The following is a 25,622-nucleotide window of genomic DNA, read 5'->3' as shown; positions in this document are numbered from 1 at the left end:
GCGCAGGGTGGAGGTCGCTTCTTACCTCCACCAGGCGGGGCCAGGGTCGGCACAGGGGTGTGCCCGGGGCTCCGGCATCGATAATTTAGCGAGCAAAGGAAAAGCGGTGGGCTGAAGCCCACCCTACACACACCCGACAAGGCGCCGAGGTTTTGTTCGGCGCCATCGGCGTCAGCGACGCACCGGGCGCTTCTGCAGCTTGCGCTGCAAGGTGCGGCGGTGCATGCCCAGGGCACGGGCGGTGGCGGAGATGTTGCCGTCGTGCTCGGCCAGCACACGCTGGATGTGCTCCCACTGCAGGCGGTCCACCGACATCGGGTTTTCCGGCACCAGGGTGTCCAGGTCGGCATGCTGGGACAGCAGCGCGGTCAGCACGTCGTCGGCATCGGCCGGCTTGCACAGGTAGTTGGTGGCGCCGCGCTTGATGGCTTCCACGGCGGTGGCGATGCTCGAATAGCCGGTGAGGATCACCACGCGCATCTCCGGGTCCAGCTCCAGCAGCTTGGGCAGCAGCACCAGGCCGGAGTCGCCCTCCATCTTCAGGTCGAGCACGGCGTAATCGGGCAGGTCGTCCCTGGCCAGGACCAGGCCTTCCTCGGCCGAGCCGGCGACCGAGACCCGCAGGCCACGGCGACTCATGGCACGGGCCATGACACGGGTGAAGGTGGCGTCGTCGTCCACCAGCAGCAGGTGGGGCTGTTCTTCGCCTTCGATCAGGGGTTCATCGCTCATTTGGACTCCTCGCGGATTCAAGCTCAGACAACGCCGTAACCACGGGGCAGGCGCAACTCGGTGAGGGTACCGCCATCTTCATGGTTGTACAGCTTCACGGTTCCGCCGGCACGGGTGACGCTGGCCTGGCTGAGGAACAGGCCGAGGCCGAAGCCCTTGCCCTTGGTGGTGAAGAAGGGCCGGCCGAGCTGTTCGGCGATGGCCAGGGGCACGCCGGCGCCATGGTCGCGGATGCTCAGCACCATCCACTGGTGATCCCAGTTGATGCGGATGTCGAGCTTGTCCGGGCAGGCGTCGGCGGCATTGTTCAACAGGTTCAGCAGGGCCTGGGTCAGGTCGGCCGGCGGCATGAGCCGGGGCGGCTGGCCGATGCCCAGGCACTGGTAGCGATAGGTGGCCTCGGGGCGCATCAGGTGCCAGCGGTTGAGGGTGACCTCCATCCACTCCACCACCGATTGCTCCACCACCGCCTGGCGTCGATCCGCCTCGGCGGCGCGCACCAGTTGCTGCAGGGTGTCCTTGCACAGGCGCACCTGCTCCTGCAGCAGGGCCAGGTCATCCTGCAGGGACGGCTTGTCGCCGTATTCCTGGCGCAGCTCCTTGAGCAGCACGCTCATGGTCGCGAGCGGCGTGCCCAGCTCATGGGCGGCGCCGGCGGCCTGGGTGGCCACGGCCAGCAGCTGCTGGTCGCGCATGCCCTCTTCCCGGCGCACGGACTGCAGCTGGTCCTGCCGACGCAGCTCCTCGGTCATCCGCGCGGCGAAGAAGGTGATCAGCGCGGCAGCCAGGGCGAAGCTCAGCCACATGCCGTAGATCAGCAGGGTCTCGCGCTGGGCCACCGGCATCTCCAGCGGGTGGAACCACACCAGCAGCAGGGTGTAGGCGGCCAGGGCCATGCCTGCCAGCACCAGGGTGTAGAGCCAGGGCAAGGTGGCGGCGGCGATGGTCAGCGGCACCAGGTAGTAGGAAACGAAGGGGTTGGTCGAGCCGCCCGAGTAGTAGAGCAGCACGCTGTGGATGACCAGGTCGCAAGCCAGTTGCACCGAGTACTCCAGCTCGGTGACCGGCCAGGGCCCGCGCAGGCGCAGGGCGGTGCTCAGGCACAGGATGACCGATACACCGAGGGTGACCGACAGCTCCAGCCAGGGCAGCTGCAGCAGCTGGGCCTTGTAGGCGAGCCCCACCGAACCGGCCTGGGCGGCCAGCACGAGGATGCGGATGAAGGTCAGGCGCAGCAGGTTCTGCCGGCTGGCGGACAAGAGGGGCAAGGGTTCGAGCATGGGCACTCCAAGGCGTCGGCGGAGTATAACCAAGGCGTCACGCGCTCCGCTGATATGCGTCAACTCGCCGCATCGTCGCAGGCCTTCCGTCGGCCGACGACGGGGCTCCATTCCACTGCCCCTGCCCGGAACGCAAAAAAATGTTCCGGGTCTTAACCCCGATCGCAGCGGACCTGCGTCTAACCCCGTGACTGCTGCACAATCCGTGCACCCCACTGCCTCTCACAAGGAGCCGTTATGCAAGCCATCACCCGCCTCGCCGCTGCCATCACCCTGTGCGCCGCGACCTTCGGCAGCCTCTCCGCCCAGGCCGAGGAAGCCCGCTACAACCAGGTGGCGCTGCGCGCCGAGGTCAGCCAGGAAGTGGCCCACGACCTGATGCACGTGACCCTCTACAGCGAATCCCAGAGCGCCGACCCGGCGAAGCTCGCCGCCGAAATCACCCGCACCATCAACGCCGCGGTGGAAAAGGCGCGGGGCACCAACGGGGTATCGGTGAGCCTGGGCAGCCGCAACAGCTACCCGGTCTACGACGACAAGGGCCAGAAGATCACCGGCTGGCGCGAGCGTGCCGAACTGCGCCTGGAAAGCCCCGACTTCGCCACCCTGTCCCAGCTCAGCGCCGACCTGATGGGCACCCTGAAGATGGGCGGCATGGACTTCAGCATCGCCGACCCGACCCGCAAGAAAAACGAGGACGCGCTGATCAAGCAGGCCGTGGACGCCTTCAAGGCCCGCGCCCAGCTGGCCACGGAAGCCCTCGGCGGCAGCGGCTACAAGCTGGTCAGCCTCAACCTCAACAGCGCCGGCTTCCAGCCGCAGCCGGTGATGATGCGCGCCATGGCCGCCAAGTCGTCGATGTACGACAGCGCCCCGGCACCGGAGGTCGAGGCCGGCACCAGCCGGGTGACCGTCAACGCCGACGGCGTCATCGAGGTGCAGATGCCCTGATTCCGGGCGGGAGCCGCGCTGCAACGGCGCGGCTCCCTTTCATTACCGCGCCCCCTCATTTGCATATTTGCGACACCGCCTTACACCTTCGTCACAGCTTCTACACTCTCCCCTGCCCTCGGCTTGCCTCAGGCATGTGCCGTGCATAGGTTCTTGCAAGGTCCCTCACGAAGGGACCCCTCACGATGACAACCACAACAAGACATGAGGTCAAAATGCGTAAAAACGCCGTCATCCAAGCGCTGCTCGCCGCCGGCCTGATCGCCGCCGCACCGCTCGCCAGCGCCGCCAGCAACCTGGTCTTCTGTTCCGAAGGCAGCCCCGCTGGCTTCGACCCCGGCCAGTACACCACCGGCACCGACTTCGACGCGGGGGCCGAAGCGGTCTTCAACCGCCTCACCCAGTTCGAGCGCGGCGGCACAGCGGTCGAACCCGGCCTGGCGGAGAAGTGGGACATATCCGACGACGGCCTGACCTACACCTTCCACCTGCGCCCGGGCGTGAAGTTCCACAGCACCGACTACTTCAAGCCCACCCGCGAATTCAACGCCGACGACGTGCTCTTCACCTTCCAGCGCATGCTCGACAAGGACCACCCCTTCCGCAAGGCGTACCCCACCGAGTTCCCCTACTTCACCGACATGGGCATGGACGCCAACATCGCCAAGCTGGAGAAGTTCGACGAGCACACCGTGCGCTTCACCCTCAACACCGTGGACGCGGCCTTCATCCAGAACATGGCCATGAGCTTCGCCTCCATCCACTCCGCCGAGTACGCCGACCAGCTGCTCAAGGCCGGCAAGGCCGCCGACCTCAACCAGAAGCCCATCGGCACCGGCCCGTTCGTCTTCAGCCGTTACCAGAAGGACGCGCAGATCCGCTACAAGGGCAACAAGGACTACTGGAAGCCCGAGGACGTGAAGATCGACAACCTGATCTTCGCCATCAACTCCGACGCCTCGGTGCGTTACCAGAAGCTCAAGGCCGGCGAATGCCAGATCACCGCCTACCCGCGCCCGGCCGACCTCGATGCCATGCGCAAGGACCCCAAGCTCGACGTACCGCAGCAGGCCGGCTTCAACGTCGGCTACATCGCCTACAACATCGAGCACAAACCCTTCGACAAGCTCGAAGTGCGCCAGGCGCTGGACATGGCGGTGAACAAGCCGGCCATCATCAAGGCCGTCTACCAGGGCTCCGGCCAGCTCGCCACCAACGGCATGCCGCCGACCCAATGGTCCTACGACGACAGCATCAAGGACCCCGCCTACGACCCCGAGAAGGCCAAGGCCCTACTCAAGGCCGCCGGCGTCGCCGAGGGCACCGAGATCACTCTCTGGGCCATGCCCGTGCAGCGCCCCTACAACCCCAACGCCAAGCTGATGGCCGAGATGCTCCAGGCCGACTGGGCCAAGATCGGCATCAAGGCCAAGATCGTTTCCTACGAATGGGGCGAGTACAACAAGCGCGCCAAGGCCGGTGAGCACGACGCCCTGCTGATCGGCTGGACCGGCGACAACGGGGACCCGGACAACTGGCTCGGCGTGCTCTACGGCTGCGATGCCATCGGCGGCAACAACTACTCGCGCTGGTGCGACAAGGGCTACGACAAGCTGATCAAGGAGGGCAAGGCGGTCACCGACAAGGACAAGCGCACCGCCCTCTATAAAGAGGCCCAGCAGATCCTCAAGCGTGAAGTGCCGATCACCCCGATCGCCCACTCCACCGTCAACCAGCCCATGAGCAAGACGGTGAAGGACTTCCGCATCAGCCCCTTCGGCCTCAACTCCTTCTATGGCGTGAGCGTCGAGAAGTAAGCCGTATCGGCGGGGCCGCCCGGCCCCGCCCCTCCACCCCGAAGGGAAGCACCATGCGCCGATGCCTGTCGTCCCTCGCCCTGCTCCTGCCGCTTGCCTGCAACGCCGCCAGTTCCCTGGTGGTCTGCACCGAAGCCAGCCCCGAAGGCTTCGACATCGTCCAGTTCACCGCCGCCACCACGGGCGATGCCGCCGCCGAGACGATCTTCGACCGCCTGGTGCAGTTCGCCCCCGGCAGCACCCGCCTGCAGCCGGGCCTCGCCGAACGCTGGGACATCAGCCCGGATGGCCTCACCTACGACTTCCAGCTGCGCCGCGGCGTGAAGTTCCACACCACGCCCTGGTTCACCCCCGGCCGCGAGTTCAATGCCGACGACGTGCTCTGGAGCTTCCAGCGCCAGCTCGACCCGAAGCATCCCTGGCATGAACTCTCGCCACGGGGCTTCCCCTATGCCGAATCCATGGCCTTCGCCCAGTTGATCGAGCGCGTCGAGAAGCTCGACGAACACCGCGTGCGCTTCGTCCTGCGTCACCCCGAGGCGCCCTTCCTCGCCGACCTGGCCATGGGCTTCACCTCCATCTACTCCGCCGAATACGCCGCCAAGCTGCTGGCCACCGGCACGCCCGACGCGCTCAACAGCCAGCCGGTGGGCACCGGCCCCTTCGTCTTCCAGCGCTACGCCAAGGACGCCCAGGTGCGCTTCCTCGCCAACCCCGACTACTGGAACGGCAAGCCGCCCAGCGACCGCCTGCTGCTGGCCATCACCCCCGACCCGAACGTACGCATCCAGCAACTGCGCGCCGGCGCCTGCCAGGTGGCCCTCTACCCCAAGCCCACCGACGTGCCCGCCCTGCGCGGCGCGCCCGGCGTGAAGCTGGTGGAGCAGGATGCGCTGATGGTCGCCTACGTCGCCCTCAACACCCGCCACCCGCCGCTGGACGACGTGCGCGTGCGCCAGGCGATCAACCTCGCCTTCGACAGGAAGTCCTACATCCGCGCCCAGTACGGCGAAGGCGCGGCCAGCGCCGCGGTCAACCCCTACCCCGCCACCCTGCTGGGCTACAACAGCGACCTCGATCCCTGGCCCCACGACCCCGAGCGCGCCCGCCAGCTGCTGGCCGAGGCCGGGCACGCAAGCGGGCTCAAGCTGTCGATCTGGACCCGCCCCGGTGGCGGCCCCACCAACCCCAACCCCGGCATCGGCGCGCAGATGCTCCAGGCCGACCTGGCCGCCATCGGCATCCAGGCGGACATCCGCGTCTTCGAATGGGGCGAACTGATCAAGCGCGCCAAGAACGGCGAGCACGACCTGGTGTTCATGGGCTGGGTGGGCGACAACGGCGACCCGGACAACTTCCTCACCCCCAACCTCTCCTGCGCCGCCGCGCAATCAGGGGAGAACCAGGCCGGCTGGTGCGATGCGAAATTCGACGACCTCATCCGCCAGGCCCGCGCGGAAAACGACCGGGACACACGCGCCCAGCTCTACCGCCAGGCCCTGGCGATCTTCCACGAAAAAGCCCCCTGGATCCCCCTCGCCCACCCCAGGCTGTTCAACGTCCTCACCCCCGAGGTGGAAGGCTTCCGCATGAGCCCGCTGGGGTCGAACAACTTCGCGACGACGCGGTTGAAGGCGAAGCCGGACGCCCCGTAGGAGCGAGCTCTGCTCGCGAAGCTCTTTGTAGGGTGGGCTTCAGCCCACCACCACGGCTATGCCAACCCGAACGGATCGTCGATGGAATGGCTCGGCTGGGTGAACCAGCGCGGGCCGTCTTCGGCCATGTAGAAGTGGTCTTCCAGGCGGATGCCGAATTCACCGGGTACGCAGATCATCGGCTCGTTGGAGAAGCACATCCCCGGCTCCAGGGGGGTGGCGTCGCCGCGTACCAGGTAGGGGCCTTCGTGGATGTCCAGGCCGATGCCGTGGCCGGTGCGGTGCGGCAGGCCGGGGAGCTGGTAGTCCGGGCCCAGGCCGTTGGCTTCCAGGGAGCGGCGGGCGGCGGCGTCCACCGATTCGCAGGAGGCCCCGAGCCGGGCGGCTTCGAAGGCTTGCAGTTGCGCGGCCTTTTCGAAGTCCCAGAAGGTGCGCTGACGTTCGCTGGGAGTGCCGAAGACGTAGCTGCGGGTGATGTCGGAGATGTAGCCGTGGAGCTTGCAGCCGGTGTCGACCAGCACCATGTCGCCGCCCTTGAGCACCTGCGGCTCACGCACGCCGTGGGGGAAGGCGCTGGCGGGGCCGAACAGCACGATGCAGAAGTAGGAACCCGTGGCACCGACGCGGCGGTGCGCCTGGTGGATGAACTCCTCGACCTCGGTGGTGCTGATGCCGGCGCGCAGGATGCTGGCAGCGGCCTTGTGCACCTCCAGTGTCATGTCCTTGGCCCGTTGCATCAGGGCGATTTCGGCGGCGGACTTGCGCTGGCGGCAGTGGCCGGTCACCCGGGCGCCGTCGATGAAGTCGTAGCCGCTGCCCTCGCGGCGGATGCCGTCGAACATGAAGAACGGCAGGCTCGGGCACAGCGCCACCCGGGCGCCGGCGGCGAGCTTCAGGCCGGCGAGCATGCCCAGCAGCAGGCGGTAGGGATTCTCGTGTTCCTGCCAGGTGCGGATCGTCCCGGGGACAACCTGGAAGTCGCGCACCGTGCCTTCCTCGAACGCCGGGGCGATGTATTGAAGTTCGCCGCTGGCGGGCAGCAGCGCGCCCACCAGGCGTTCGCTCGGGTGCCACTGCACGCCGGTGAAATAGCGCAGGTTGCTGCCTGCGTTGAGGTACAGGGCGGCGATGCCCTCTTCCTGCATGAAGGCCTGGGCGCGATCGATCCGGGCCCTGTATTCGGCCAGCTCGATGGGGCCGCTGCCGGCGGTCATGTCACGCAATCCGGCGAGCGCCTGTTCCGGCGTACTGCCGCCTACACCCCTGGTCATCACTGGCACCTCTTCATTGTCCGACAATTGCGGCGAAATTTAAGTGAGACTTAAATAGAGGTCAAAGCAAATTTTCAGTCCCACTTAAAATCAGCTCGCAGCCAACGACGCTTTCGCGCGGGCCCCGTCCCGTTATACTGGCCGCCTTCCAACAAGAGCCCTCGCCATGTCCGTAGATCGCATCGGAGAACGCTTGCGCCGTTACAGACGCGCCGCCAAGAAGACCCTGAACGAAGTCGCGAGCGAGTCCGGCCTCACCGCCAGTTTCCTCTCCCAGGCGGAGCGCAATCTCACCGGCGTGTCGATCTCCTCGCTGGCGAACATCGCCAAATCCCTCAACGTCCCGCTCAACGTCCTGTTCGACCAGCCGCCGCAGCCGCAGCCCGATTCGCACCAGGGCGAGCGCGTGCGCTACACCATCGAGGGCCAGCCGCTGGCCTACGAGCGCCTGTCCACCTCGTTCCCCGGCAACCTGCTCAACGCGGTGAAGATGAACATGCCGGTGGGCTACCAGTCGGAACTCATCGCCCACGAGGGCTCGGAGTTCGCCTATGTGCTTTCCGGGCAGATCATCTACACGATCGAGGGTCGGCAATATCCCCTGAGCGCTGGCGATTCGGTGCATTTCGATGCAGGCAAGACCCATTGCCTGGCCAATGCCGGCAGCGAGATGGCCGAGGTCCTGACCATCACCACCATGCCGCTGTTCGACGATCACAGCGCCTCCTGAGCCCCTCTCCCGCCCCCTCTCCAGCGTGAATGCACAGTCCCGTGACGCGCCAATGTTAGTCGCGCTTAATTTCTATTGACCGGAATTTCAGCATGACTTAATTTCGGCCTCGGCTGATTGCCGGGGATGGACCCATGGCAACGCCGCTTACCGCTGCAAAGGGCCGGCGCACCCGACCAGGGAACCGGAATGCAGCGGGGTGTACCGATCCATGTGCTCGGTCCAAAAGGCCGCAACGCACGTGACGCCCTCAGAAAAAGAACAAATTGAGGTTTGCATGCGCAAGAACACCCCCATCCAGGCCCTGCTCGCCGCAGGCCTGCTTCTCGGTTCCCCATTCGTTTCCGCCGCCAGCAACCTGGTGTTCTGCTCAGAGGGCAGCCCGGCGGGCTTCGACCCCGGCCAGTACACCACCGGCACCGACTTCGACGCGGCTTCCGAAACCCTGTTCAACCGCCTGGTGCAGTTCGAACGTGGCAGCACCCAGGCCGTCCCCGCCCTCGCCGAGAAGTGGGACATCTCCCCGGACAACCTGAGCTACACCTTCCACCTGCGCCAGGGCGTGAAGTTCCACACCACCGACTACTTCAAGCCCACCCGCGAATTCGACGCCGACGACGTGCTCTTCACCTTCCAGCGCATGATCGACAAGGAGCACCCGTTCCGTAAGGCGTACCCCAGCGAGTTCCCCTACTTCACCGACATGGGCCTGGACAAGAACATCGCCAAGGTCGAGAAGGTCGACGCGCATACCGTGCGCTTCACCCTCAACACCGTAGACGCGGCCTTCATCCAGAACCTGGCGATGCCCTTCGCCGTGGTGCATTCGGCCGAATACGCCGACCAGCTGCTCAAGGCCGGCAAGGCCGCCGAGCTGAACCAGAAGCCCATCGGCACCGGCCCCTTCGTGTTCAAGCGCTACCAGAAGGACGCGCAGATCCGCTTCGCCGGCAACAAGGACTACTGGCAGCCGGACGAGGTGAAGATCGACAACCTGATCTTCTCCATCAACACCGACGCCTCCGTCCGCGCGCAGAAGCTCAAGGCCGGCGAGTGCCAGATCACCCTCAACCCGCGCCCGGCCGACCTCGAGTCGCTGAAGCAGAACGCCAAGCTGCAGGTGCCGTCGAACCCCGGCTTCAACCTCGGCTACATCGCCTACAACGTCACCCACGCCCCCTTCGACAAGGTCGAGGTGCGCCAGGCGCTGGACATGGCGGTGAACAAGCCCGCCATCATCGACGCCGTCTACCAGGGCGCCGGCCAGCTCGCGGTCAACGCCATGCCGCCGACCCAGTGGTCCTACGACGAGACCATCAAGGGCAGCGAGTACAACCCCGAGAAGGCCCGCGAGCTGCTCAGGGCCGCCGGCGTCAAGGAAGGCACCGAGATCACCCTCTGGGCCATGCCCGTGCAGCGTCCCTACAACCCCAACGCGCGGCTGATGGCCGAGATGCTCCAGGCCGACTGGGCCAAGGTCGGCATCAAGGCGCGCATCGTCAGCTACGAGTGGGGCGAGTACATCAAGCGCGCCCACGCCGGCGAGCACGACGCCATGCTGATCGGCTGGACCGGCGACAACGGTGACCCGGACAACTGGCTCGGCACCCTCTACGGCTGCGACTCGATCAACGGCAACAACTTCTCCAAGTGGTGCGACCAGGACTACGACAAGCTGGTCAAGCAGGCCAAGAACGTCACCGACCAGGCCCAGCGCACCGAGCTGTACAAGCAGGCCCAGCAACTGCTGCGACGTGAAGTGCCGATCACCCCGATCGCCCATTCCACCGTCTACCAGCCCATGAGCAAGAGCGTGCAGGGCTTCAAGATCAGCCCCTTCTCCACCAACTCCTTCTACGGCGTGGCCAATGCGCCCTAGCCGTACCTGACGAGCCCGGCGGGCCCCACGCCCGCCGGCTTTCGCGGCCCATTCCGGGCCACCCCGTGAACCCATCTCCATCCGACGCCAGATCGGAGGAGGCCCCTTTCATACCTGCCCCAACGAGTTCGCAAGGATGCAGCGCTTGCGCGCGTCGGCACCGGCTTGCCCGGCGTCGGCGGCAGTCCGCATGAGCGTTCCTTGTTTCGATGAAGAAGCGATAACAAAAAAGGAGCACACGTGATGAAATCCACCCCCTTCCAACGAGCAACCCTGGGACTGGCGCTGATGGCTGCCAGCGCGCACCTCTTCGCCGCCGAAGAGGAAAAGGTCCCGCCGGTGCCCGAGAACCCCAGCTACGCCGCCCAGGTGCAGAACATCCCGTCGGTGGAGAAACCGGTGAAGGGCCAGGCCGGCGCCACCGGCTTCCTCGAAGGCCAGAGCCTGACCCTGACCACCCGCAACTTCGCCGCCCGCGAGCAGATGAAGGACGGCTTCGGCTTCACCATCCCCAAGGATGACGGCCCGCAGCGCACCCACAGTCGCCGCGCATGGGTGCAGGGCACCCAGCTGAAATACAGCTCCGGCTACACCGAAGGCACCATCGGCTTCGGCCTGGACGTCGCCGCCTTCAACGCCATCAACCTGGAACGCGGCAAGGGCCGCATCGGCGGTGGCGGCAACCGCACCCTGGCCGACAGCAACGGCCACGGCCACGAGGAGTGGTCCAAGCTCGGCGTCGCCAACGTGCGCCTGCGCGCCTCCAACACCGAGTTCAAGGCCGGCCGCTTCCTGGTGGACACCCCGGTGCTCAGCTATATCGACAACCGCGCCCTGCCCTCCAGCTTCACCGGCTACGCCGTGACCAGCGAGGAATTCGACGGCCTCGCCCTGCAGGCCGGCAGCTTCCGCCGCGCGAGCCCGCGTACCGGCGCCGGTGACGAAGCCTTCACCACCGAATACGGCACCCGCGAGGTCACGGGCGACCACATGCATTACCTCGGCGGCAACTACAAGCCGCTGGATAACCTCGAGGTCGCCGTCTACGCCGGCCGCTTCGAGGATGTCTGGGACCAGTACTACCTGAGCGTGGCCCACGACCTGGGCGACCGCGAGACCCTGTCGCTGCGCACCGCCTTCAACGGCTACCGCACCCGCGACACCGGCGACCGCAAGGCCGGCTACATCGACAACGACACCTTCAGCCTGGCCTTCACCCTGGCCCACCAGGCCCACGCACTGACCCTGGCCTGGCAGCAGGTCGACGGCAACGAGTACTTCGACTACATCCACGAGACGGCCGCCATCTACCTGGCCAACTCCCTGCTGTCGGACTACAACAGCCCGAACGAGAAGTCCGCGCAGATCCGCTACGAGACCGACTGGAGCTACTTCGGCGTCCCCGGCCTCTCCACCACCGCCTGGTACGCCAAGGGCTGGGACATCGACGGCACTCACTACGATGGCGATCGCAACGGCGCCTACGGCAACTACGCCGAAGTGCGCGCGATGGACGACGAGCACCACCGTGAATACGGCCTGATGGCGGCCTACAAGGTGCAGAGCGGGAGCATCAAGGACAGCACCTTCAAGGTCACCTACATGTCCCACAAGGCGAGCAAGCAGCAGATCGACGGCAGCGTGAACGAGCTGCGTATCGTCAGCACCTTCCCCTTCGACCTGCTCTGACATGGATGCGGCGCCGGCCCCGCGCCGGCGCCTGGAGGATTCGACATGAAGATGCGTTACCTGCCCCTGCTGGCCGCCCTCGCCGCCGCCAGCGCCCAGGCCCAGAACCTCGTGGTGTGCACCGAAGCCGCGCCCGAGGGCTTCGATATCGTGCAGTACACCGGCGCGGTGACCGCCGACGCCACCGCCGAGACCGTGTTCAACCGCCTGCTGGCCTTCAAGCCCGGCACCACCGAGCTGGTCCCGGGCCTGGCCACCAGCTGGGAGATCAGCGACGACGGCCTGGTCTACACCTTCCGCCTGCGCCCGGACGTGAAGTTCCACGCCACCGACTGGTTCACCCCGAGCCGGCCCTTCAATGCCGACGACGTGGTCTGGACCTTCCAGCGCGCCCTCGACCCCAAGCACCCCTGGCACGAGTCGGCCCAGCGCGGCTACGCCTACTTCGACGCCATGGGCATGCGCGAGCTGATCAAGTCCGTGGAGAAGGTTGACGCGCTCACCGTGCGCTTCACCCTCACCCACCCGGAGTCGCCCTTCCTGGCGGACATGGCCATGCCCTTCGCCTCCATCTACTCGGCCGAGTACGGCGACCAGCTGCTGGCCGCCGGCAAGACCAACCAGCTCAACCAGCTGCCGATCGGCACCGGGCCCTTCGTCTTCAGCCGCTACGCCAAGGACGCCCAGGTGCGCTACAAGGCCAACCCGGACTACTTCCATGGCAAGCCCGAGATCGACAACCTGGTGTTCGCCATCACCCTCGATCCCAACGTGCGCCTGCAGAAGGCGCGGGCCGGCGAGTGCCAGGTGGCGCTCTATCCGAAACCCGAGGACGTCGCCGGCGTACGCACGGACAGCCGCCTGGCGGTGGACGAGATCGACGCCCTGCTGACCACCTACGTGGCCATCAACACCCAGCACAAGCCGCTGGACGACACCCGCGTGCGCCAGGCCATCAACCTCGCCATCGACAAGCAGGCGATGATCCGCGCGGTGTTCGGCGAGGGTAACGCCAGCGTGGCGGTCAACCCCTTCCCGCCGACCCTGCTGGGCTACAACCACGCGATCGAGGATTGGCCGCACGACCCGGAGAAGGCGCGCGCGCTGCTCGCCGAAGCCGGGGTGAAGGGCCTGAAGATCACCCTCTTCATCCGCAACGGCACCTCGCCTACCATCCCCAACCCCGCGCTGGCGGCACAGATGATGCAAGCGGATCTGGCCAAGGCCGGCATCCAGATGACCATCCGTTCGCTGGAATGGGGCGAGCTGCTCAAGCGCTCCAAGGGCGGCGAACACGACATGGTGCTGCTGGGCTGGGCCGGCGACAACGGCGACCCGGACAACTTCCTCAGCCCCAACCTGTCGTGCGCGGCAGCCAAGTCGGGGGAAAACCAGGCGCGCTGGTGCGACCAGGCGTTCGAAACGCTGATGCAGAAGGCCCGCACCGTCAGCGAGCCGGCGGAACGGGCGAAGCTCTATGAACAGGCCCTGGAGGTTTTCCACCGTGAATCCCCATGGATTCCCCTGGCACACCCTAAGCTGTTCAATGTGCGCCGGAGCAATATCGAGGGCTACGTGATCAGCCCTCTGTCCAACAACAACTTCGCCACCACCCGGGTGAAGTAACGGCGGTCTCGCGGCGGTCCAACCCATCGCCGCGAGACGCCCGACAACAAGAACAGCGCCCGCCCACCGTTACCCACGGAAGCGGGCGTGATACCTGAGGAGTCAACCCCCGAGATGCTCAGTTTCATCGCCCGCCGACTGGGGCTTCTGATCCCCACCTTCTTCGGCATCACCCTGCTCACCTTCGCGCTGATCCGCCTGATACCCGGCGACCCGGTCGAGGTGATGATGGGCGAACGCCGGGTCGATCCCGAAATGCATGCCCAGGCGATGATCCGCCTCGGCCTCGACAAGCCCCTGCGCGAGCAGTACTTCGACTACATCGGCAAGCTCGCCAAGGGCGATCTGGGCGAATCCCTGCGCACCCGCGAAAGCGTCTGGCACGAGTTCCTGACACTGTTCCCCGCGACCCTGGAACTGGCCCTGGCCGCCCTGCTGTTCGCCGGCACCCTGGGCCTGCTGGCCGGGGTGATCGCGGCGCTCAAGCGCGGCTCGCTGTTCGACCACGGGGTGATGGGCATCTCGCTCGCGGGCTACTCCATGCCGATCTTCTGGTGGGGCCTGCTGCTGATCATGTTCTTCTCGGTCTGGCTGGGCTGGACGCCGGTATCCGGGCGCATCGACCTGCTCTACGACATCGAGCCGGTCACCGGCTTCATGCTCATCGACACCCTGCTCTCCGACGAGGAAGGCGCCTTCCTCGACGCCCTGCGCCACCTGATCCTGCCAGCCATCGTGCTGGGCACCATCCCGCTGGCGGTGATCGCCCGCATGACCCGCTCGGCCATGCTCGAAGTGCTGCGCGAGGACTACGTGCGCACCGCCCGCGCCAAGGGCCTGTCGCCGGCCCGCGTGGTGTTCGTCCACGGCCTGCGCAACGCGCTGATCCCGGTGCTCACCGTGTTCGGCCTGCAGGTCGGCACGCTGCTGGCCGGTGCCGTGCTCACCGAAACCATCTTCTCCTGGCCGGGCATCGGCAAATGGCTGATCGAGTCGATCGGCGCCCGTGACTACCCGGTGGTGCAGAACGGCATCCTGCTGATCGCCTGCCTGGTGATCCTGGTGAACTTCGTCGTGGACGTGCTCTACGGCTTCGCCAACCCACGCATCCGCCACCAGCGCTGAGGACCCGACATGACCATCGCTCAGAACACGGTCGAACCGGCCATCCTCTACCCCTCGCCGATGAAGGAATTCTGGCGGGCCTTCTCCCACAACAAGGGCGCCGTCGGCGGCCTCGCCTTCATGATCCTCATCGTGATCTGCGCGCTGTTCGCGCCCTGGATCGCGCCCTATGACCCCAGCGAGCAGTTCCGCGACGCCCTGCTCACCCCGCCGGCCTGGCTCGAAGGCGGCCAGTGGCAGTTCGTGCTCGGCACCGACGAGCTGGGCCGCGACCTGCTCTCGCGACTGATCCACGGCGCCCGCCTGTCGCTGCTGATCGGCCTCGCCTCGGTGGTGATGTCGCTGCTGCCCGGCATCCTCCTCGGGCTGATCGCAGGCTTCGCCCCGCTGCTGGGCATGCTGATCATGCGCCTGATGGACATCATGCTGGCGCTGCCCTCGCTGCTGCTGGCGGTGGCCATCGTCGCCATCCTCGGCCCAGGGCTGATCAACACCGTGATCGCCATCGCCATCGTCTCGCTGCCCTCCTACGTGCGCCTGACCCGCGCCGCGGTGATGGTCGAGCGCAACCGCGACTACGTGACCGCCTCGCGCCTCGCCGGTGCGGGCATCTTCCGCCTGATGTTCATCACCGTGCTGCCCAACTGCATGGCGCCGCTGATCGTCCAGGCGACCCTGAGCTTCTCCTCCGCCATCCTCGATGCTGCGGCCCTCGGCTTCCTCGGCCTCGGCGTGCAACCGCCGACGCCGGAATGGGGAACCATGCTGGCCTCCGCCCGCGACTACATCGAGCGCGCCTGGTGGGTGGTCTCGCTGCCCGGCCTGACCATCCTGCTCAGCGTGCTGGCGATCAACCTGATGGGCGACGGCCTGCGCGACGCGCTGGACCCGAAACTCAAGAATGCCGTCTGAGGAGCCCACCATGAGCCTTCTGGATATCAAGAACCTCGGCGTGCGCTTCGGCGACGCCAACGCGGTACCGGTGGTCGACGGCCTCGACCTTTCCGTGAACAAGGGCGAGGTGCTGGCCATCGTCGGCGAGTCCGGCTCCGGCAAGTCGGTGACCATGATGGCGCTGATGGGCCTGATCGACGCCCCCGGCAGGGTCACCGCCGACAGCATGCAGTTCGACGGCACCGACATGCTGCGCCTGAAGGGCAAGCAGCGCCGGCACATAGTCGGCAAGGACCTGGCCATGGTCTTCCAGGACCCCATGACCGCCCTCAACCCCAGCTACACCGTGGGCTTCCAGATCGAGGAAGTGCTGCGCCAGCACCTCGGCCTCAAGGGCCGGGCCGCCCACCAGCGCGCGCTCGAACTCCTCGAACGGGTGGAGATCCCCGGCGCCGCCAGCCGCCTCGACGCCTACCCGCATCAGCTCTCCGGGGGCATGAGCCAGCGCGTGGCGATCGCCATGGCCATCGCCGCCGAACCCAAGCTGCTGATCGCCGACGAGCCCACCACCGCCCTCGACGTCACCATCCAGGCGCAGATCATGGACCTGCTGCTGGACCTGCAGCGCGACCACGACATGGCCCTGGTGCTGATCACCCACGACCTGGCCGTGGTCGCCGAGACCGCCGACCGCGTCTGCGTGATGTACGCAGGGCAAGCCGTGGAGATCGGCGAGGTGCCGCGCCTGTTCGACGCGCCCACCCACCCGTACACCGAAGCGCTGCTCAAGGCGATTCCCGAGCACAGCCAGGGCCAGCGCCGCCTGGCCACCCTGCCCGGCATCGTCCCCGGCCGCTACGACCGGCCCCATGGCTGCCTGCTGTCGCCACGCTGCCCCTATGCCCAGGCCGGTTGCCGCGAACGCCGCCCCGCCCTGGACCCGCACGACCACGGCGCGGTGCGCTGCTTCTTCCCCCTGAATCTCGACGAGGTGGCCTGATGAACGCCGTCCTGACCGCCCGTGACCTGACCCGTCACTACGACATCTCCCGCGGCCTGTTCAAGGGCAGTGCCACGGTGCGCGCCCTCAACGGCGTGTCCTTCGAACTGCAGGCCGGCAAGACCCTCGCCGTGGTCGGCGAGTCCGGCTGCGGCAAATCCACCCTGGCCCGCGCCCTGACCCTGATCGAGATCCCCAGCTCCGGCTCCCTGCAGATCGCCGGGCAGGAAGTCACCCGCGCCAACGGCGCCCAGCGCCGGCAGATGCGCCGTGACGTGCAGATGGTGTTCCAGAACCCCTATGCATCGCTCAACCCGCGGCAGAAGATCGGCGACCAGCTGGCCGAGCCGCTGCTGATCAACACCCAGCTGTCCCGCGCCGAACGCCGCGAGCAGGTGCAGGCGATGATGCAGCAGGTGGGCCTACGCCCCGAGCACTACCAGCGCTACCCGCACATGTTCTCCGGCGGCCAGCGCCAGCGCATCGCCCTGGCCCGCGCCATGATGCTCAACCCCAAGGTGCTGGTGGCGGACGAACCCACTTCGGCGCTGGACGTCTCCATCCAGGCCCAGGTGCTCAACCTGTTCATGGACCTGCAGGAGCGCTTCAACACCGGCTACGTGTTCATTTCCCACAACCTCTCGGTGGTGCAGCACGTGGCGGACGATGTGCTGGTGATGTACCTCGGCCGTCCGGCGGAGATCGGCCCGGCGGAACTGATCTACAGCCGCCCGCTGCACCCTTACACCCAGGCGCTGCTCTCGGCCACGCCGACCATCCACCCCGACCCGGCCAAGCCGAAGATCAAGATCGTCGGCGAACTGCCCAACCCGCTCGACCCGCCCAGCGGCTGCGCCTTCCACAAGCGCTGCCCCTACGCCACCGAGCGCTGCAAGGTGGAAGTCCCCGAGCTGCGCCCGCTGGACGCCCGCCAGGTGGCCTGCCACCACACCGAGACCATCGCCCCGTAAACGCCCGCGAACCCCATCGTCACGATGGGGTTCGTTTCCTCCCGTAGGGGCGACTCCAGTCGCCATGCAGCCCGCAGGGCTGCCCTTCTCTCCTCTGCCCTACATCTCCCGCAGCAGCGCCAGCCTCACCCCGAACCCCACCAGCACACTGCCGAACAGCCACTGCTGGATGCGCTGGGCCAGGGGCCGTCGTTCCAGCCAGCGCCCGATGCCGGCACCGGCCAGCGCATAACAGGCATCGAAGACGAACCCCACAGCCACCAGCACCGCCCCCAGGACGACGAACTGGGCGAACAGCGGCCCGGCCGCCGGGTCGACGAATTGCGGCAGCAGCACCGAGCAGAACAGCAGCGCCTTGGGATTGAGCAGGTTGGTCAGCAGGCCACGGCGTATCGCCACCCACCAGGCACCGCCCGGGGGCGCGCCCTCCTCGCCGGCACCGACCACCCGTTGCGACGCCTGCGCCTGGAGGATGCGCACGCCGATCCACAGCAGGTAGGCCGCACCGGCCAGGCGCACCAGGTCGAAGGTCCAGGGCGCGGTGCGGAACAGCACCGCCAGGCCCAGCCCCGCCAGCGCCACATGGCAGGCACGCGCCACCGCCAGCCCCAGCGTCGTGGCCAGCGCCAGGGCGCGGCCCTGGCGGGCACCGGTCTGCAGCAGCAGGATCATGTCCGGCCCCGGCAGCAGGTAGGCCACCGCCAGTGCCATCAGGAATACGCCGATGTCCGCCATCACCTTCTCCTCCACGACTGTGAAAGGAAAATTCTATGCCCGTAGGCCAGGGCAGGTGCTTGCGTATTCCGCCACGAAGTGGATGCTGTTTGGCACGAACCAACACTTATCCAAGGAGCGACCATCCACTTATGCCAAATCTCAAACTGGACGCTTTCGACCACAAGATCCTCGCCGCTCTCCAGCGCGATGGCCGCCTGAGCAACGTGCAGCTGGCCGAGGAGATCGGCCTGTCGCCCTCGCCCTGCTTGCGCCGGGTGCGCCTGCTGGAGGAAGCCGGGGTGATACGCGGCTACCAGGCCGATCTGGATCGCTACGAAGTGGGGTTGGGCCTGACGGTGTTCGTCGGCATCAAGGTCGAGCGCCACAGCCCAGACCGCGCCGATGCCTTCCGTGAAGCGGTGGTGCTGCTGCCCGAGGTGATCTCGGTGCACCTGGTGTCCGGCGAGGCGGACTTCCTGCTCCAGGTGGTGGTGCCCGACCTGCGCGCCTACGAGTTGTTCCTCACCCGGCACCTGATCACGCTGCCCGGCGTCAGCGACATCCGCAGCAACTTCGCCATCCAGACGGTCAAGGCGCCCGGGCCGCTGCCCCTGAACCACCTGCCGAAATGACACCTCGTTCCTTGCACCTCACCCGAAGGTCAACTCGCAGCCCGGACTTCACTCCGGGCTACGGAACGACACGGCTCCTGTAGGTCGGGTGAACCCCGACGCCCTACGAACCCGCTCCGAAGAAGCGGTGGAACGCGCGCACCTCGGCCTGTACCGCCGGGATATCCACAGCCTGGAAACGCAGCGTCTGGCGCGCCGCGCATTGGGCCAGGCGGTCGCAGTCCCGTGGGTGCAGCCAGCCGAGGATGGGGTAGCCGCCCATGGTCTGGTGGTCGGCCTGGAGAATGATCGGCTGGCCGTCGGGCGGGACCTGCAGGGTGCCGCGCACGACGCCCAGGGACCACAGGCGTTTCGGCGGGTGGATCGCCTCGCCCTGCAGGCGCGCACCCATGCGATCCGACTGCGGGCTGAGCTGCCAGGGCCGCTCGAGGAAGGCGCGAACCTGACCAGGGTCGAACTGCGCGGCATCGCCGCCGAGCATCACCCGCAGCGGCCGCTCGGCGCGGTAGTCCGGCTGCCAGGGCCAGGGCACGCTGGCGCCACGCTCGAAGTGACCACCCCCGCCCGGCAGCAGATCGCCATCGGCCAGCTTCGCGCCCCGCCCATCCAGCCCGCCGAGGCCTTCACGCACCTGGCAGGCGACGCTGCCCAGCACCGGCTCGACACGGAAGCCACCGGCGATGGCGAGGTAGGCCCGCTGGCCGCTGCGGGCGAACCCCAGCTTCAACCGTTGCCCGGCGCGCAGCGCGAAGCGTGACCAGTTGGGCCGCACCTCGCCATCCAGGGTGATCGGCAGGTCCGCGCCGCACAGCGCCACCCAGTTGTCGCCGAGGCTCTCCAGCTCGACGCCGCCCAGGGCGATCTCGATCAGCGGCGTGCCCGCCGCGTTGCCCAGCAAGCGATTGGCCCAGGCGGCGGCGTGGCGATCCATCGGCCCGGCCGGCGACACGCCCAGGTGTTGCCAGCCCTGCCGGCCGCAGTCCTGCAGCAGGCTCAGCGGCCCGGCCTTCAGCAGGCGCAGGCCGTTCATGGCTCGCCCCGCTCGCGGCGATAGGTGGGTTCGTCGATGGGCACGAAGCGCACGCAGTCCCCCAGCGCGAGCGGGCACGGGGGCTCGCTCGCCGGATCGAACAGCGGTCGGGGGCAGAGGCCCAGCAGGTGCCAGCCGCCGGGGGAGGCCTGTGGATAAATCGCCGTCTGCCGCTCGGCGATGGCCAGGCTGCCCGCCGGCACCCGCGTGCGCGGGCTGCTGCGACGCGGCAGGGCAAGGCGCGTATCGAGCTCGCCCAGGTAGGCGAACCCCGGTGCGAAGCCGATGGCACCGACGCGGTAGAGCGTGGCGCTGTGCAACTCGATCACCTCGGCGGTGCTCAGCCCGCAGGCACGCGCCACCGAGGCCAGGTCCTCGCCGCCATACCAGACGGGCATTTCGTGCATGCGCCCGTCCCGCACGGGCACCACGTCCCGTTGCCATTGCTGCAGCAGCGGTTCCAGGTCGGCGGCCAGTTGCGTGGGATCGATGCGCAGCAGGTCGTAGTGCAGCAGCAGGGTGGTCCAGCCCGGCACCAGGTCGCGGAGTTGGGAGCCGAGGCGCTGGCGGATGGATTCGGCGAGCTGCGCGATGCGAAGCGGCAGGCGCGCATCCGGCTCGTCGGCCAGCACCAGCAGCAGCGCCTCGGCGCCGACCGGCTCGATGCGGATCACAAGGCGTCCAGATGGGCTCGCAGGCGTCGCAGCACCGCCAGGGACTCGGGGTTGTCGCCGTGCACGCAGAGGCTGTCGGCCACCAGTTGCAGGGGCTTGCCGTCGATGTCGGCGAAAGCCTCGCCCCGGGCGATGGCCACCGCCTGGGCGATGATGCGCTCGGGGTCATGGTGCACGGCGCCCTCCAGCCGGCGCGGCGCCAGCTGGCCATCGGACAGGTAGGCACGATCGGCGAAGGCCTCGAACATCAGCGGCACGTCGGCGGCGTCGGCCAGCCGCAGCTCGCGTCGATTGTCGGCCAGGGCCAGCACCATCAGCGGCAGGCCCTTGCGGTAGCTGGCGCAGGCGTCGAGCACCGCCTCCAGCAGGGCGTCGTTGCGCACCAGGTCGTTGTACAGCGCGCCGTGGGGCTTGACGTAGGCGACCTGGGTGCCGGAGGCGCGGCAGAACGCATCCAGCGCGCCGATCTGGTAGAGCACCAGGGCACGCACCTCGTCGGGCGGCAGCTCCATGCGCCGGCGGCCGAAACCGACCAGGTCCGGGTAGGCCGGATGGGCACCGATGGTCACGTCGTGGTCCACGGCCAGCTCGACGGTGCGCAGCATGGTCATGGGATCGGAGGCGTGGAAACCGCAGGCCAGGTTGGCCTGGTCCACCAGGGGCATGGCGTGCTCGTCGTCGCCCAGGGTCCAGGCGCCGAAGCTTTCGCCCATGTCGCAGTTCAGCAGGATTCGATTTTTCATCGCCTGATTATGGCGACAGCGGGCGGGCTGCGCGAGATGGGGTTGAGGTGCAGCGGGTCCCCGCGTTCACGGGATGAGGAATGGGGCAAGGACGTGCCGCCCCGGTGCCGAGGCTTCAGCCCGGGAAGCACACCCGGGTCTGAAGCACGGCCCATGAACCGATCAATACACGTCGCGGCGGTAGCGGCCGTCGGCGGCGAGGCGGTCCAGGCCCTCGTCACCCAAGAGCTCGCGCAGGACGCGATCGACGCCGTCGGCCATGCCCTGCAGGCTGCCGCAGATATAGAACACCGCGCCCGCCTCGACCCAGGTACGGACTTCGGCGCCGGCCTCGCGCAGGCGGTCCTGCACATAGACCTTGTGCGCCTGGTCGCGGGAGAAGGCCAGGTCGAGCCGCTCCAGCTCGCCGCCGGCCAGCCAGCCTTCGATCTCGTCGCGGCAGTAGTAGTCGTGGGCCTGGTTACGCTCGCCGAACAGCAGCCAGTTGCGGCCGTGGCCGGCGGCGATGTTGGCCTTGAGCAGCGCCCGCAGGCCGGCGAGGCCGGTGCCGTTGCCGATGAAGATGGCCGGTCGCTCGCCCTCCAGGCGGTGGAAGCGGGCATTGCGACGCAGGCGCAGCGGCAGGCTGGCGCCGGTCGGCAGGTGATGGGTGAGCCAGCCGGAGGCGATGCCCAGGGTGCCATCGGCATGCTGCTCCTGGCGCACGATCAGCTCCAGGGCACCGTCGCTCTCCAGGGAGGCGATGGAGTACTGGCGCACCGAGAGCACGATCAGCGCATCCAGCAGCGCCTGCGGGTGCAGGCCCACCAGGTGCTCGAAGGAATCCGGCAGCAGGCGCGCGCCCAGGGCCTGGCGCAGGGACTGGGCGGTGCCGTCCACGGTCACCGGGGCATCACCGTCCAGGCCGTGCTGGTCGAGCCAGCGCTGGATGCGCGAGTCGGCCTGGCGCGGAAGGATCTCCACCAGGTCGCCAGCCTGCCAGCGGATCTGGCTGCCCGCCGGGGCGCCCAGGCGCAGCAGCCAGGTGGACTCGCCCTGGCTGCCGGGGTTGAGGTGTTCGCGCGCGTCCAGGGTCCAGGTTTCGAAAGGCTGCTCGGTCCACACCGGCACCACGCTGGAGCCGGCCAGCGTGGCCAGCCGTTGCTGCCAGTCCTGCAGCGCGCCGCGGTCGCCGTTGTCCACTTCTACCGTATCGAACAGCGGGCTCGCGCCCTGGCCCTGGAGCCAGGCCTGCAGGCGCTGGGCGAAGCCGCAGAAGTGCTGGTACTGGCGATCGCCCAGGGCGAGCACCGCAAAGCGCAGCTCGGCCAGTTGCGAGGCCTGGCCCAGCACCTTGCGTTCGAAACCGCGAGCGGTATCGGGGGCCTCGCCGTCACCGAAGGTGCTGACCACGAACAGGGCATTGCGCGCCTCGGCCAGTTGCCCGGCATCCAGCTCGCCCAGTTGCTGCACACGCACCGGGAAGCCGGCGGCCTGCAGCTGGCCGGCACTCTGCCAGGCGAGCTGCTCGGCGAAACCGCTCTGGCTGGCGAAGCCGATCAGCCAGGGTTCGCCTTCACCGCCCTGGCCGAGGCCGCCGCGTGCGGCCCTGATCGCGCGTTTCTTGCGCCGACGGTCGAGGTAGAGCAGCCAGCCGGTGATGAAGAACAACGGCATGGCGAGGCTCGCCAGCATCATCAGGATGCGCCCGGGCAAGCCGAAGTATTCGCCCACGTGCAGGGCGTAGATGCTGGTGAGCAGTTGCGCCTTGAAGCTCTTCTCGGCGTAGCGCTCGACGCGGGCGATTTTGCCGGTGGCCGGGTCGAGGGTGATCTGGTTGAGCGCGCGCGGGTGGCTGGCGTCCTTGAGCAGGTAGAACACCGTGGCCGGCTGGCCGCCCACCGGCGGCAGGCGCAGGTTGTAGGCGCTCAGGCCGGGGCCGGCGGCCTCGCGGATGCTGGCCCAGACGGCATCGTAGTCCACCACCAGCGGCGGGCCGGAAGGCGCTTGCTGCATCCCCGGGCGGCCCCCTTCGCGGCGCTCGCCACGGCGCTCGCCGGGCTTGGCCTGCTGCTCGACGGGCGCATCGGCCAGCAGGCGCTGCAGCCCGGCGCGGTACCACTCGTAGGACCAGAACAGGCCGGTCAGCGCCGCCAGGAGGTAGAGCGCCAGGCACCAGGTGCCGGCCACGGCGTGCAGATCCCAGTTGAAGCTGCGGCCCTTGCGCGCCCAGTCCAGGGTCAGCCAGGCGCGCCAGCTGCCGGCCTGGCGCGGCCAGCGCAGATAAAGGCCGGAGAGGCAGAAGAAGATCAGCGCCAGGGTGCTGGCAGCGGTGATCTGCTTGCCGGTCTCGCCCATGGCGAGGAAGCGGTGCAGTTGCAGCATCAGGCCGAAGAACGGCTGGCCGACCGGGTCATCGAGCAGCTTGCCGTTGTAGGGGTCGAACCAGCGCATCGGGCCACGGCGTTCGCCGGGCGCCGGCATGAAGAACACCCGGGCCGGCCCGCCGGACTGGGTCTCCACCCAGAGGCCGGAGACCTGCTCGCCCGCGCTGGCTTCGATCCGGCGTACCAGTTCGGCGGGCGGCAGCACGCCGTCGGCGCTGACCTCCAGGCGCAGGGTGTCGGCATTGAGCCATTCGAGGATTTCGTCCTGGAAGCTGTAGGCGGCGCCGGTGACGCCCATGAGGGACAACACCAGGCCGGCACTGATGCCGAGGAGCCAGTGCAGCTGGAACAGGACTTTCTTGAACACGGTGACCCCTTGTGGAAAACGGGCAGCCGCCATCAGCCGGTCGGACGGAGGCCAAGGATTCTCATATGGGATGCGATTCTATTTGAGAATAAATTTCATAAACAGGGTATTCGACGCGTTTTTACCTTCTATTTACCTTCGCCCGGCAGCCCGCCCATGCCGCGACGGCACGCACGCCATGGCACCCGATGCCGGCCAGGCGCCACGCGGGCAAAAAAAAGCCTGCCGGCGGCAGGCTTTCTTTCGGGGCGGCGCTTACAGGTAGAAGGCCTTCAGCGGCGGGAAGCCGTTGAATTCCACCGCGCTGTAGCTGGTGGTGTAGGCACCGGTGGAGAGCCAGTAGAGGCGGTCGCCGCTGGCCAGGTTCAGGGGCAGGCCGTACTTGTAGTTCTCGTACATGATGTCGGCGCTGTCGCAGGTCGGGCCGGCGATGACCACTTCTTCCATCTCGCCCTTCTTCTCGGTCCAGATGGGGAACTTGATGGACTCGTCCATGGTTTCGATCAGGCCGGAGAACTTGCCCACGTCGGTGTAGACCCAGCGCTCCACGGCGGTGCGCGACTTGCGTGCCACCAGCACCACTTCGCTGACCAGGATGCCGGCGTTGGCGATCAGCGAGCGGCCCGGCTCGAGGATGATTTCCGGCAGCTCGTCGCCGAAGTCTTCCTTGAGGAAGCGGGTGATCTCCTCGGCGTAGGTCTCCAGGGCGTTGGTGCGCTGGATGTAGTTGGCCGGGAAACCGCCGCCCATGTTGATCATCTTCAGGGTGATGCCGTCTTCTTCCTTGAGGCGCTCGAAGATCACCTTGACCTTGGCGATGGCGGCGTCCCACACGTCGATGTCGCGCTGCTGGCTGCCCACGTGGAAGGACAGGCCGTAGGGCTCCAGGCCCAGCTGCTTGGCGAGGATCAGCAGGTCCAGGGCCATGTCGGGGTTGCAGCCGAACTTGCGCGACAGCGGCCAGTCGGCGGAGGTGGAACCCTCGGTGAGGATGCGCACGTAGATCTTCGAACCCGGCGCGGCCTTGGCGATGTTGCGCAGGTCCGCCTCGGAGTCGGTGGCGAACAGGCGCACGCCCTTCTCGTAGAAGTAGCGGATGTCCTTGGATTTCTTGATGGTGTTGCCGTAGCTGATGCGCTCCGGGCCGACGCCGGTCTTCATCACCTTGTCCAGCTCGTAGATGGAGGCGATGTCGAAGTTGGAGCCCTTGTCGCGCAGCAGCTCGGTGATCTCGGTGGCCGGGTTGGCCTTGACCGCGTAGTAGATCTTGGCGAAGGGGAAGCAGCCGACCAGTTGGTCATAGGCATCGGCGATGGTCTGCTTGTCGATGACCACGAAGGGGGTGTCGTGCTGATCGGCGAATGCCTTCATGCGCTGGAAAGTGGCGGGTGCGAAATAGTCTTCGACCTTGATCGACATACTGGGGCTCCATTGGGCAAAAAACACAAAAGTTGCAAGGGATGGGCTTGGTGC

General features: G+C 67.4%; 21 protein-coding genes. 12 read left to right on the top strand and 9 right to left on the bottom strand.

Annotation, left to right across the window (positions count from 1 at the left end; all coding sequences use genetic code 11):
- Window positions 1-171: 171 nt before the first annotated feature.
- Window positions 172-732, bottom strand: a complete 561-nt coding sequence (locus HSX14_RS06330) for a response regulator transcription factor (protein WP_111263670.1) — start codon at window positions 730-732, stop codon at window positions 172-174.
- A 23-nt stretch (window positions 733-755) separates the two neighbouring features.
- Window positions 756-2,012: an ATP-binding protein gene (locus HSX14_RS06325; RefSeq protein WP_111263671.1), complete on the bottom strand. Its 1,257-nt coding sequence runs from the start codon at window positions 2,010-2,012 to the stop codon at window positions 756-758.
- 237 nt (window positions 2,013-2,249) lie between these two features.
- Between HSX14_RS06325 and HSX14_RS06320 the strand changes: the two genes are divergently transcribed.
- From HSX14_RS06320 to HSX14_RS06310, 3 genes are all read left to right on the top strand, one after another.
- A complete protein-coding gene (locus tag HSX14_RS06320; protein ID WP_173173252.1) occupies window positions 2,250-2,963 on the top strand; it encodes an SIMPL domain-containing protein in 714 nt (237 codons plus the stop codon).
- Between the two features lie 215 nt (window positions 2,964-3,178).
- Window positions 3,179-4,780: an ABC transporter substrate-binding protein gene (locus HSX14_RS06315; protein ID WP_173173255.1), complete on the top strand. Its 1,602-nt coding sequence runs from the start codon at window positions 3,179-3,181 to the stop codon at window positions 4,778-4,780.
- 53 nt (window positions 4,781-4,833) lie between these two features.
- Window positions 4,834-6,435, top strand: coding sequence for an ABC transporter substrate-binding protein (locus HSX14_RS06310; RefSeq protein ID WP_173173257.1), 1,602 nt, complete (start codon window positions 4,834-4,836; stop codon window positions 6,433-6,435).
- A 56-nt stretch (window positions 6,436-6,491) separates the two neighbouring features.
- On the opposite strand, the gene HSX14_RS06305 is transcribed toward HSX14_RS06310, so the two are convergent.
- A complete protein-coding gene (locus tag HSX14_RS06305) occupies window positions 6,492-7,706 on the bottom strand; it encodes a M24 family metallopeptidase (RefSeq protein WP_173173259.1) in 1,215 nt (404 codons plus the stop codon).
- 166 nt (window positions 7,707-7,872) lie between these two features.
- Here HSX14_RS06305 and HSX14_RS06300 point away from each other — a divergent pair, with 166 nt between their 5' ends.
- The 8 genes from HSX14_RS06300 (at window position 7,873) to HSX14_RS06265 (ending at window position 17,620) form a co-directional block, all read left to right on the top strand.
- Window positions 7,873-8,436 (top strand): helix-turn-helix domain-containing protein, encoded by a 564-nt coding sequence (locus HSX14_RS06300; protein WP_173173261.1) that lies wholly within the window; start codon window positions 7,873-7,875, stop codon window positions 8,434-8,436.
- Window positions 8,437-8,713: 277 nt separating this feature from the next.
- Complete coding sequence (locus HSX14_RS06295; RefSeq protein ID WP_173173263.1) at window positions 8,714-10,315, top strand: ABC transporter substrate-binding protein; 1,602 nt, start codon at window positions 8,714-8,716, stop codon at window positions 10,313-10,315.
- 243 nt (window positions 10,316-10,558) lie between these two features.
- A complete protein-coding gene (locus HSX14_RS06290; protein WP_228723546.1) occupies window positions 10,559-12,004 on the top strand; it encodes an OprD family outer membrane porin in 1,446 nt (481 codons plus the stop codon).
- Between the two features lie 51 nt (window positions 12,005-12,055).
- Window positions 12,056-13,630: an ABC transporter substrate-binding protein gene (locus HSX14_RS06285; protein ID WP_228723606.1), complete on the top strand. Its 1,575-nt coding sequence runs from the start codon at window positions 12,056-12,058 to the stop codon at window positions 13,628-13,630.
- A 114-nt stretch (window positions 13,631-13,744) separates the two neighbouring features.
- A complete protein-coding gene (locus HSX14_RS06280; protein WP_173173266.1) occupies window positions 13,745-14,755 on the top strand; it encodes an ABC transporter permease subunit in 1,011 nt (336 codons plus the stop codon).
- Window positions 14,756-14,764: 9 nt separating this feature from the next.
- Window positions 14,765-15,667: an ABC transporter permease subunit gene (locus HSX14_RS06275; RefSeq protein WP_043244191.1), complete on the top strand. Its 903-nt coding sequence runs from the start codon at window positions 14,765-14,767 to the stop codon at window positions 15,665-15,667.
- Window positions 15,668-15,677: 10 nt separating this feature from the next.
- Window positions 15,678-16,649 (top strand): ABC transporter ATP-binding protein, encoded by a 972-nt coding sequence (locus HSX14_RS06270; protein WP_173173268.1) that lies wholly within the window; start codon window positions 15,678-15,680, stop codon window positions 16,647-16,649.
- The gene (locus HSX14_RS06265; protein ID WP_173173270.1) at window positions 16,649-17,620 is read left to right on the top strand and encodes a peptide ABC transporter ATP-binding protein; all 972 of its coding nucleotides are present in this window, start codon (window positions 16,649-16,651) and stop codon (window positions 17,618-17,620) included. Before HSX14_RS06270 ends, HSX14_RS06265 begins: the two co-directional genes overlap by 1 nt.
- A 99-nt stretch (window positions 17,621-17,719) precedes the next feature.
- Here the strand turns inward: HSX14_RS06265 and HSX14_RS06260 are convergent, their stop codons facing one another.
- Complete coding sequence (locus tag HSX14_RS06260; protein WP_173173272.1) at window positions 17,720-18,355, bottom strand: LysE family translocator; 636 nt, start codon at window positions 18,353-18,355, stop codon at window positions 17,720-17,722.
- A gap of 131 nt (window positions 18,356-18,486) precedes the next feature.
- On the opposite strand from HSX14_RS06260, the gene HSX14_RS06255 reads away from it, so the two are divergent.
- Window positions 18,487-18,969, top strand: a complete 483-nt coding sequence (locus HSX14_RS06255; protein ID WP_173173274.1) for an Lrp/AsnC family transcriptional regulator — start codon at window positions 18,487-18,489, stop codon at window positions 18,967-18,969.
- A gap of 103 nt (window positions 18,970-19,072) precedes the next feature.
- Here HSX14_RS06255 and HSX14_RS06250 read toward each other — a convergent pair whose 3' ends face one another.
- The 5 genes from HSX14_RS06250 to HSX14_RS06230 form a co-directional block, all read right to left on the bottom strand.
- A complete protein-coding gene (locus tag HSX14_RS06250) occupies window positions 19,073-19,999 on the bottom strand; it encodes a 5-oxoprolinase subunit C family protein (RefSeq protein WP_173173275.1) in 927 nt (308 codons plus the stop codon).
- On the bottom strand, window positions 19,996-20,673 hold the full coding sequence (pxpB, locus tag HSX14_RS06245; RefSeq protein ID WP_173173276.1) for a 5-oxoprolinase subunit PxpB: 678 nt from the start codon (window positions 20,671-20,673) through the stop codon (window positions 19,996-19,998). The genes HSX14_RS06250 and pxpB overlap by 4 nt, the downstream gene beginning before the upstream one ends.
- A complete protein-coding gene (locus HSX14_RS06240; protein WP_173173278.1) occupies window positions 20,670-21,416 on the bottom strand; it encodes a 5-oxoprolinase subunit PxpA in 747 nt (248 codons plus the stop codon). The genes pxpB and HSX14_RS06240 overlap by 4 nt, the downstream gene beginning before the upstream one ends.
- A 162-nt stretch (window positions 21,417-21,578) precedes the next feature.
- A complete protein-coding gene (locus HSX14_RS06235) occupies window positions 21,579-24,182 on the bottom strand; it encodes a sulfite reductase flavoprotein subunit alpha (protein WP_173173280.1) in 2,604 nt (867 codons plus the stop codon).
- Window positions 24,183-24,404: 222 nt separating this feature from the next.
- Window positions 24,405-25,568 carry a type III PLP-dependent enzyme gene (locus HSX14_RS06230; protein ID WP_173173282.1) on the bottom strand — a complete coding sequence of 388 codons (1,164 nt, stop codon included), beginning with the start codon at window positions 25,566-25,568 and terminating at the stop codon, window positions 24,405-24,407.
- Window positions 25,569-25,622: the final 54 nt, after the last annotated feature.

Source organism: Pseudomonas tohonis (assembly GCF_012767755.2).
Lineage (GTDB): Bacteria > Pseudomonadota > Gammaproteobacteria > Pseudomonadales > Pseudomonadaceae > Metapseudomonas > Metapseudomonas tohonis.
The sequence above is the reverse complement of the archived record's forward strand: the minus strand, read 5'-3'. Positions and strand labels throughout refer to the sequence as shown.

What these genes read in the sequence shown, in the direction of transcription:
- HSX14_RS06330 (WP_111263670.1), bottom strand. Translation starts at nt 732, where the DNA reads ATGAGCGATGAACCCCTGATCGAAGGCGAAGAACAGCCCCACCTGCTG.
- HSX14_RS06325 (WP_111263671.1), bottom strand. Translation starts at nt 2,012, where the DNA reads ATGCTCGAACCCTTGCCCCTCTTGTCCGCCAGCCGGCAGAACCTGCTG.
- HSX14_RS06320 (WP_173173252.1), top strand. Translation starts at nt 2,250, where the DNA reads ATGCAAGCCATCACCCGCCTCGCCGCTGCCATCACCCTGTGCGCCGCG.
- HSX14_RS06315 (WP_173173255.1), top strand. Translation starts at nt 3,179, where the DNA reads ATGCGTAAAAACGCCGTCATCCAAGCGCTGCTCGCCGCCGGCCTGATC.
- HSX14_RS06310 (WP_173173257.1), top strand. Translation starts at nt 4,834, where the DNA reads ATGCGCCGATGCCTGTCGTCCCTCGCCCTGCTCCTGCCGCTTGCCTGC.
- HSX14_RS06305 (WP_173173259.1), bottom strand. Translation starts at nt 7,706, where the DNA reads ATGACCAGGGGTGTAGGCGGCAGTACGCCGGAACAGGCGCTCGCCGGA.
- HSX14_RS06300 (WP_173173261.1), top strand. Translation starts at nt 7,873, where the DNA reads ATGTCCGTAGATCGCATCGGAGAACGCTTGCGCCGTTACAGACGCGCC.
- HSX14_RS06295 (WP_173173263.1), top strand. Translation starts at nt 8,714, where the DNA reads ATGCGCAAGAACACCCCCATCCAGGCCCTGCTCGCCGCAGGCCTGCTT.
- HSX14_RS06290 (WP_228723546.1), top strand. Translation starts at nt 10,559, where the DNA reads ATGAAATCCACCCCCTTCCAACGAGCAACCCTGGGACTGGCGCTGATG.
- HSX14_RS06285 (WP_228723606.1), top strand. Translation starts at nt 12,056, where the DNA reads ATGCGTTACCTGCCCCTGCTGGCCGCCCTCGCCGCCGCCAGCGCCCAG.
- HSX14_RS06280 (WP_173173266.1), top strand. Translation starts at nt 13,745, where the DNA reads ATGCTCAGTTTCATCGCCCGCCGACTGGGGCTTCTGATCCCCACCTTC.
- HSX14_RS06275 (WP_043244191.1), top strand. Translation starts at nt 14,765, where the DNA reads ATGACCATCGCTCAGAACACGGTCGAACCGGCCATCCTCTACCCCTCG.
- HSX14_RS06270 (WP_173173268.1), top strand. Translation starts at nt 15,678, where the DNA reads ATGAGCCTTCTGGATATCAAGAACCTCGGCGTGCGCTTCGGCGACGCC.
- HSX14_RS06265 (WP_173173270.1), top strand. Translation starts at nt 16,649, where the DNA reads ATGAACGCCGTCCTGACCGCCCGTGACCTGACCCGTCACTACGACATC.
- HSX14_RS06260 (WP_173173272.1), bottom strand. Translation starts at nt 18,355, where the DNA reads ATGGCGGACATCGGCGTATTCCTGATGGCACTGGCGGTGGCCTACCTG.
- HSX14_RS06255 (WP_173173274.1), top strand. Translation starts at nt 18,487, where the DNA reads ATGCCAAATCTCAAACTGGACGCTTTCGACCACAAGATCCTCGCCGCT.
- HSX14_RS06250 (WP_173173275.1), bottom strand. Translation starts at nt 19,999, where the DNA reads ATGAACGGCCTGCGCCTGCTGAAGGCCGGGCCGCTGAGCCTGCTGCAG.
- HSX14_RS06240 (WP_173173278.1), bottom strand. Translation starts at nt 21,416, where the DNA reads ATGAAAAATCGAATCCTGCTGAACTGCGACATGGGCGAAAGCTTCGGC.
- HSX14_RS06235 (WP_173173280.1), bottom strand. Translation starts at nt 24,182, where the DNA reads ATGGCGGCTGCCCGTTTTCCACAAGGGGTCACCGTGTTCAAGAAAGTC.
- HSX14_RS06230 (WP_173173282.1), bottom strand. Translation starts at nt 25,568, where the DNA reads ATGTCGATCAAGGTCGAAGACTATTTCGCACCCGCCACTTTCCAGCGC.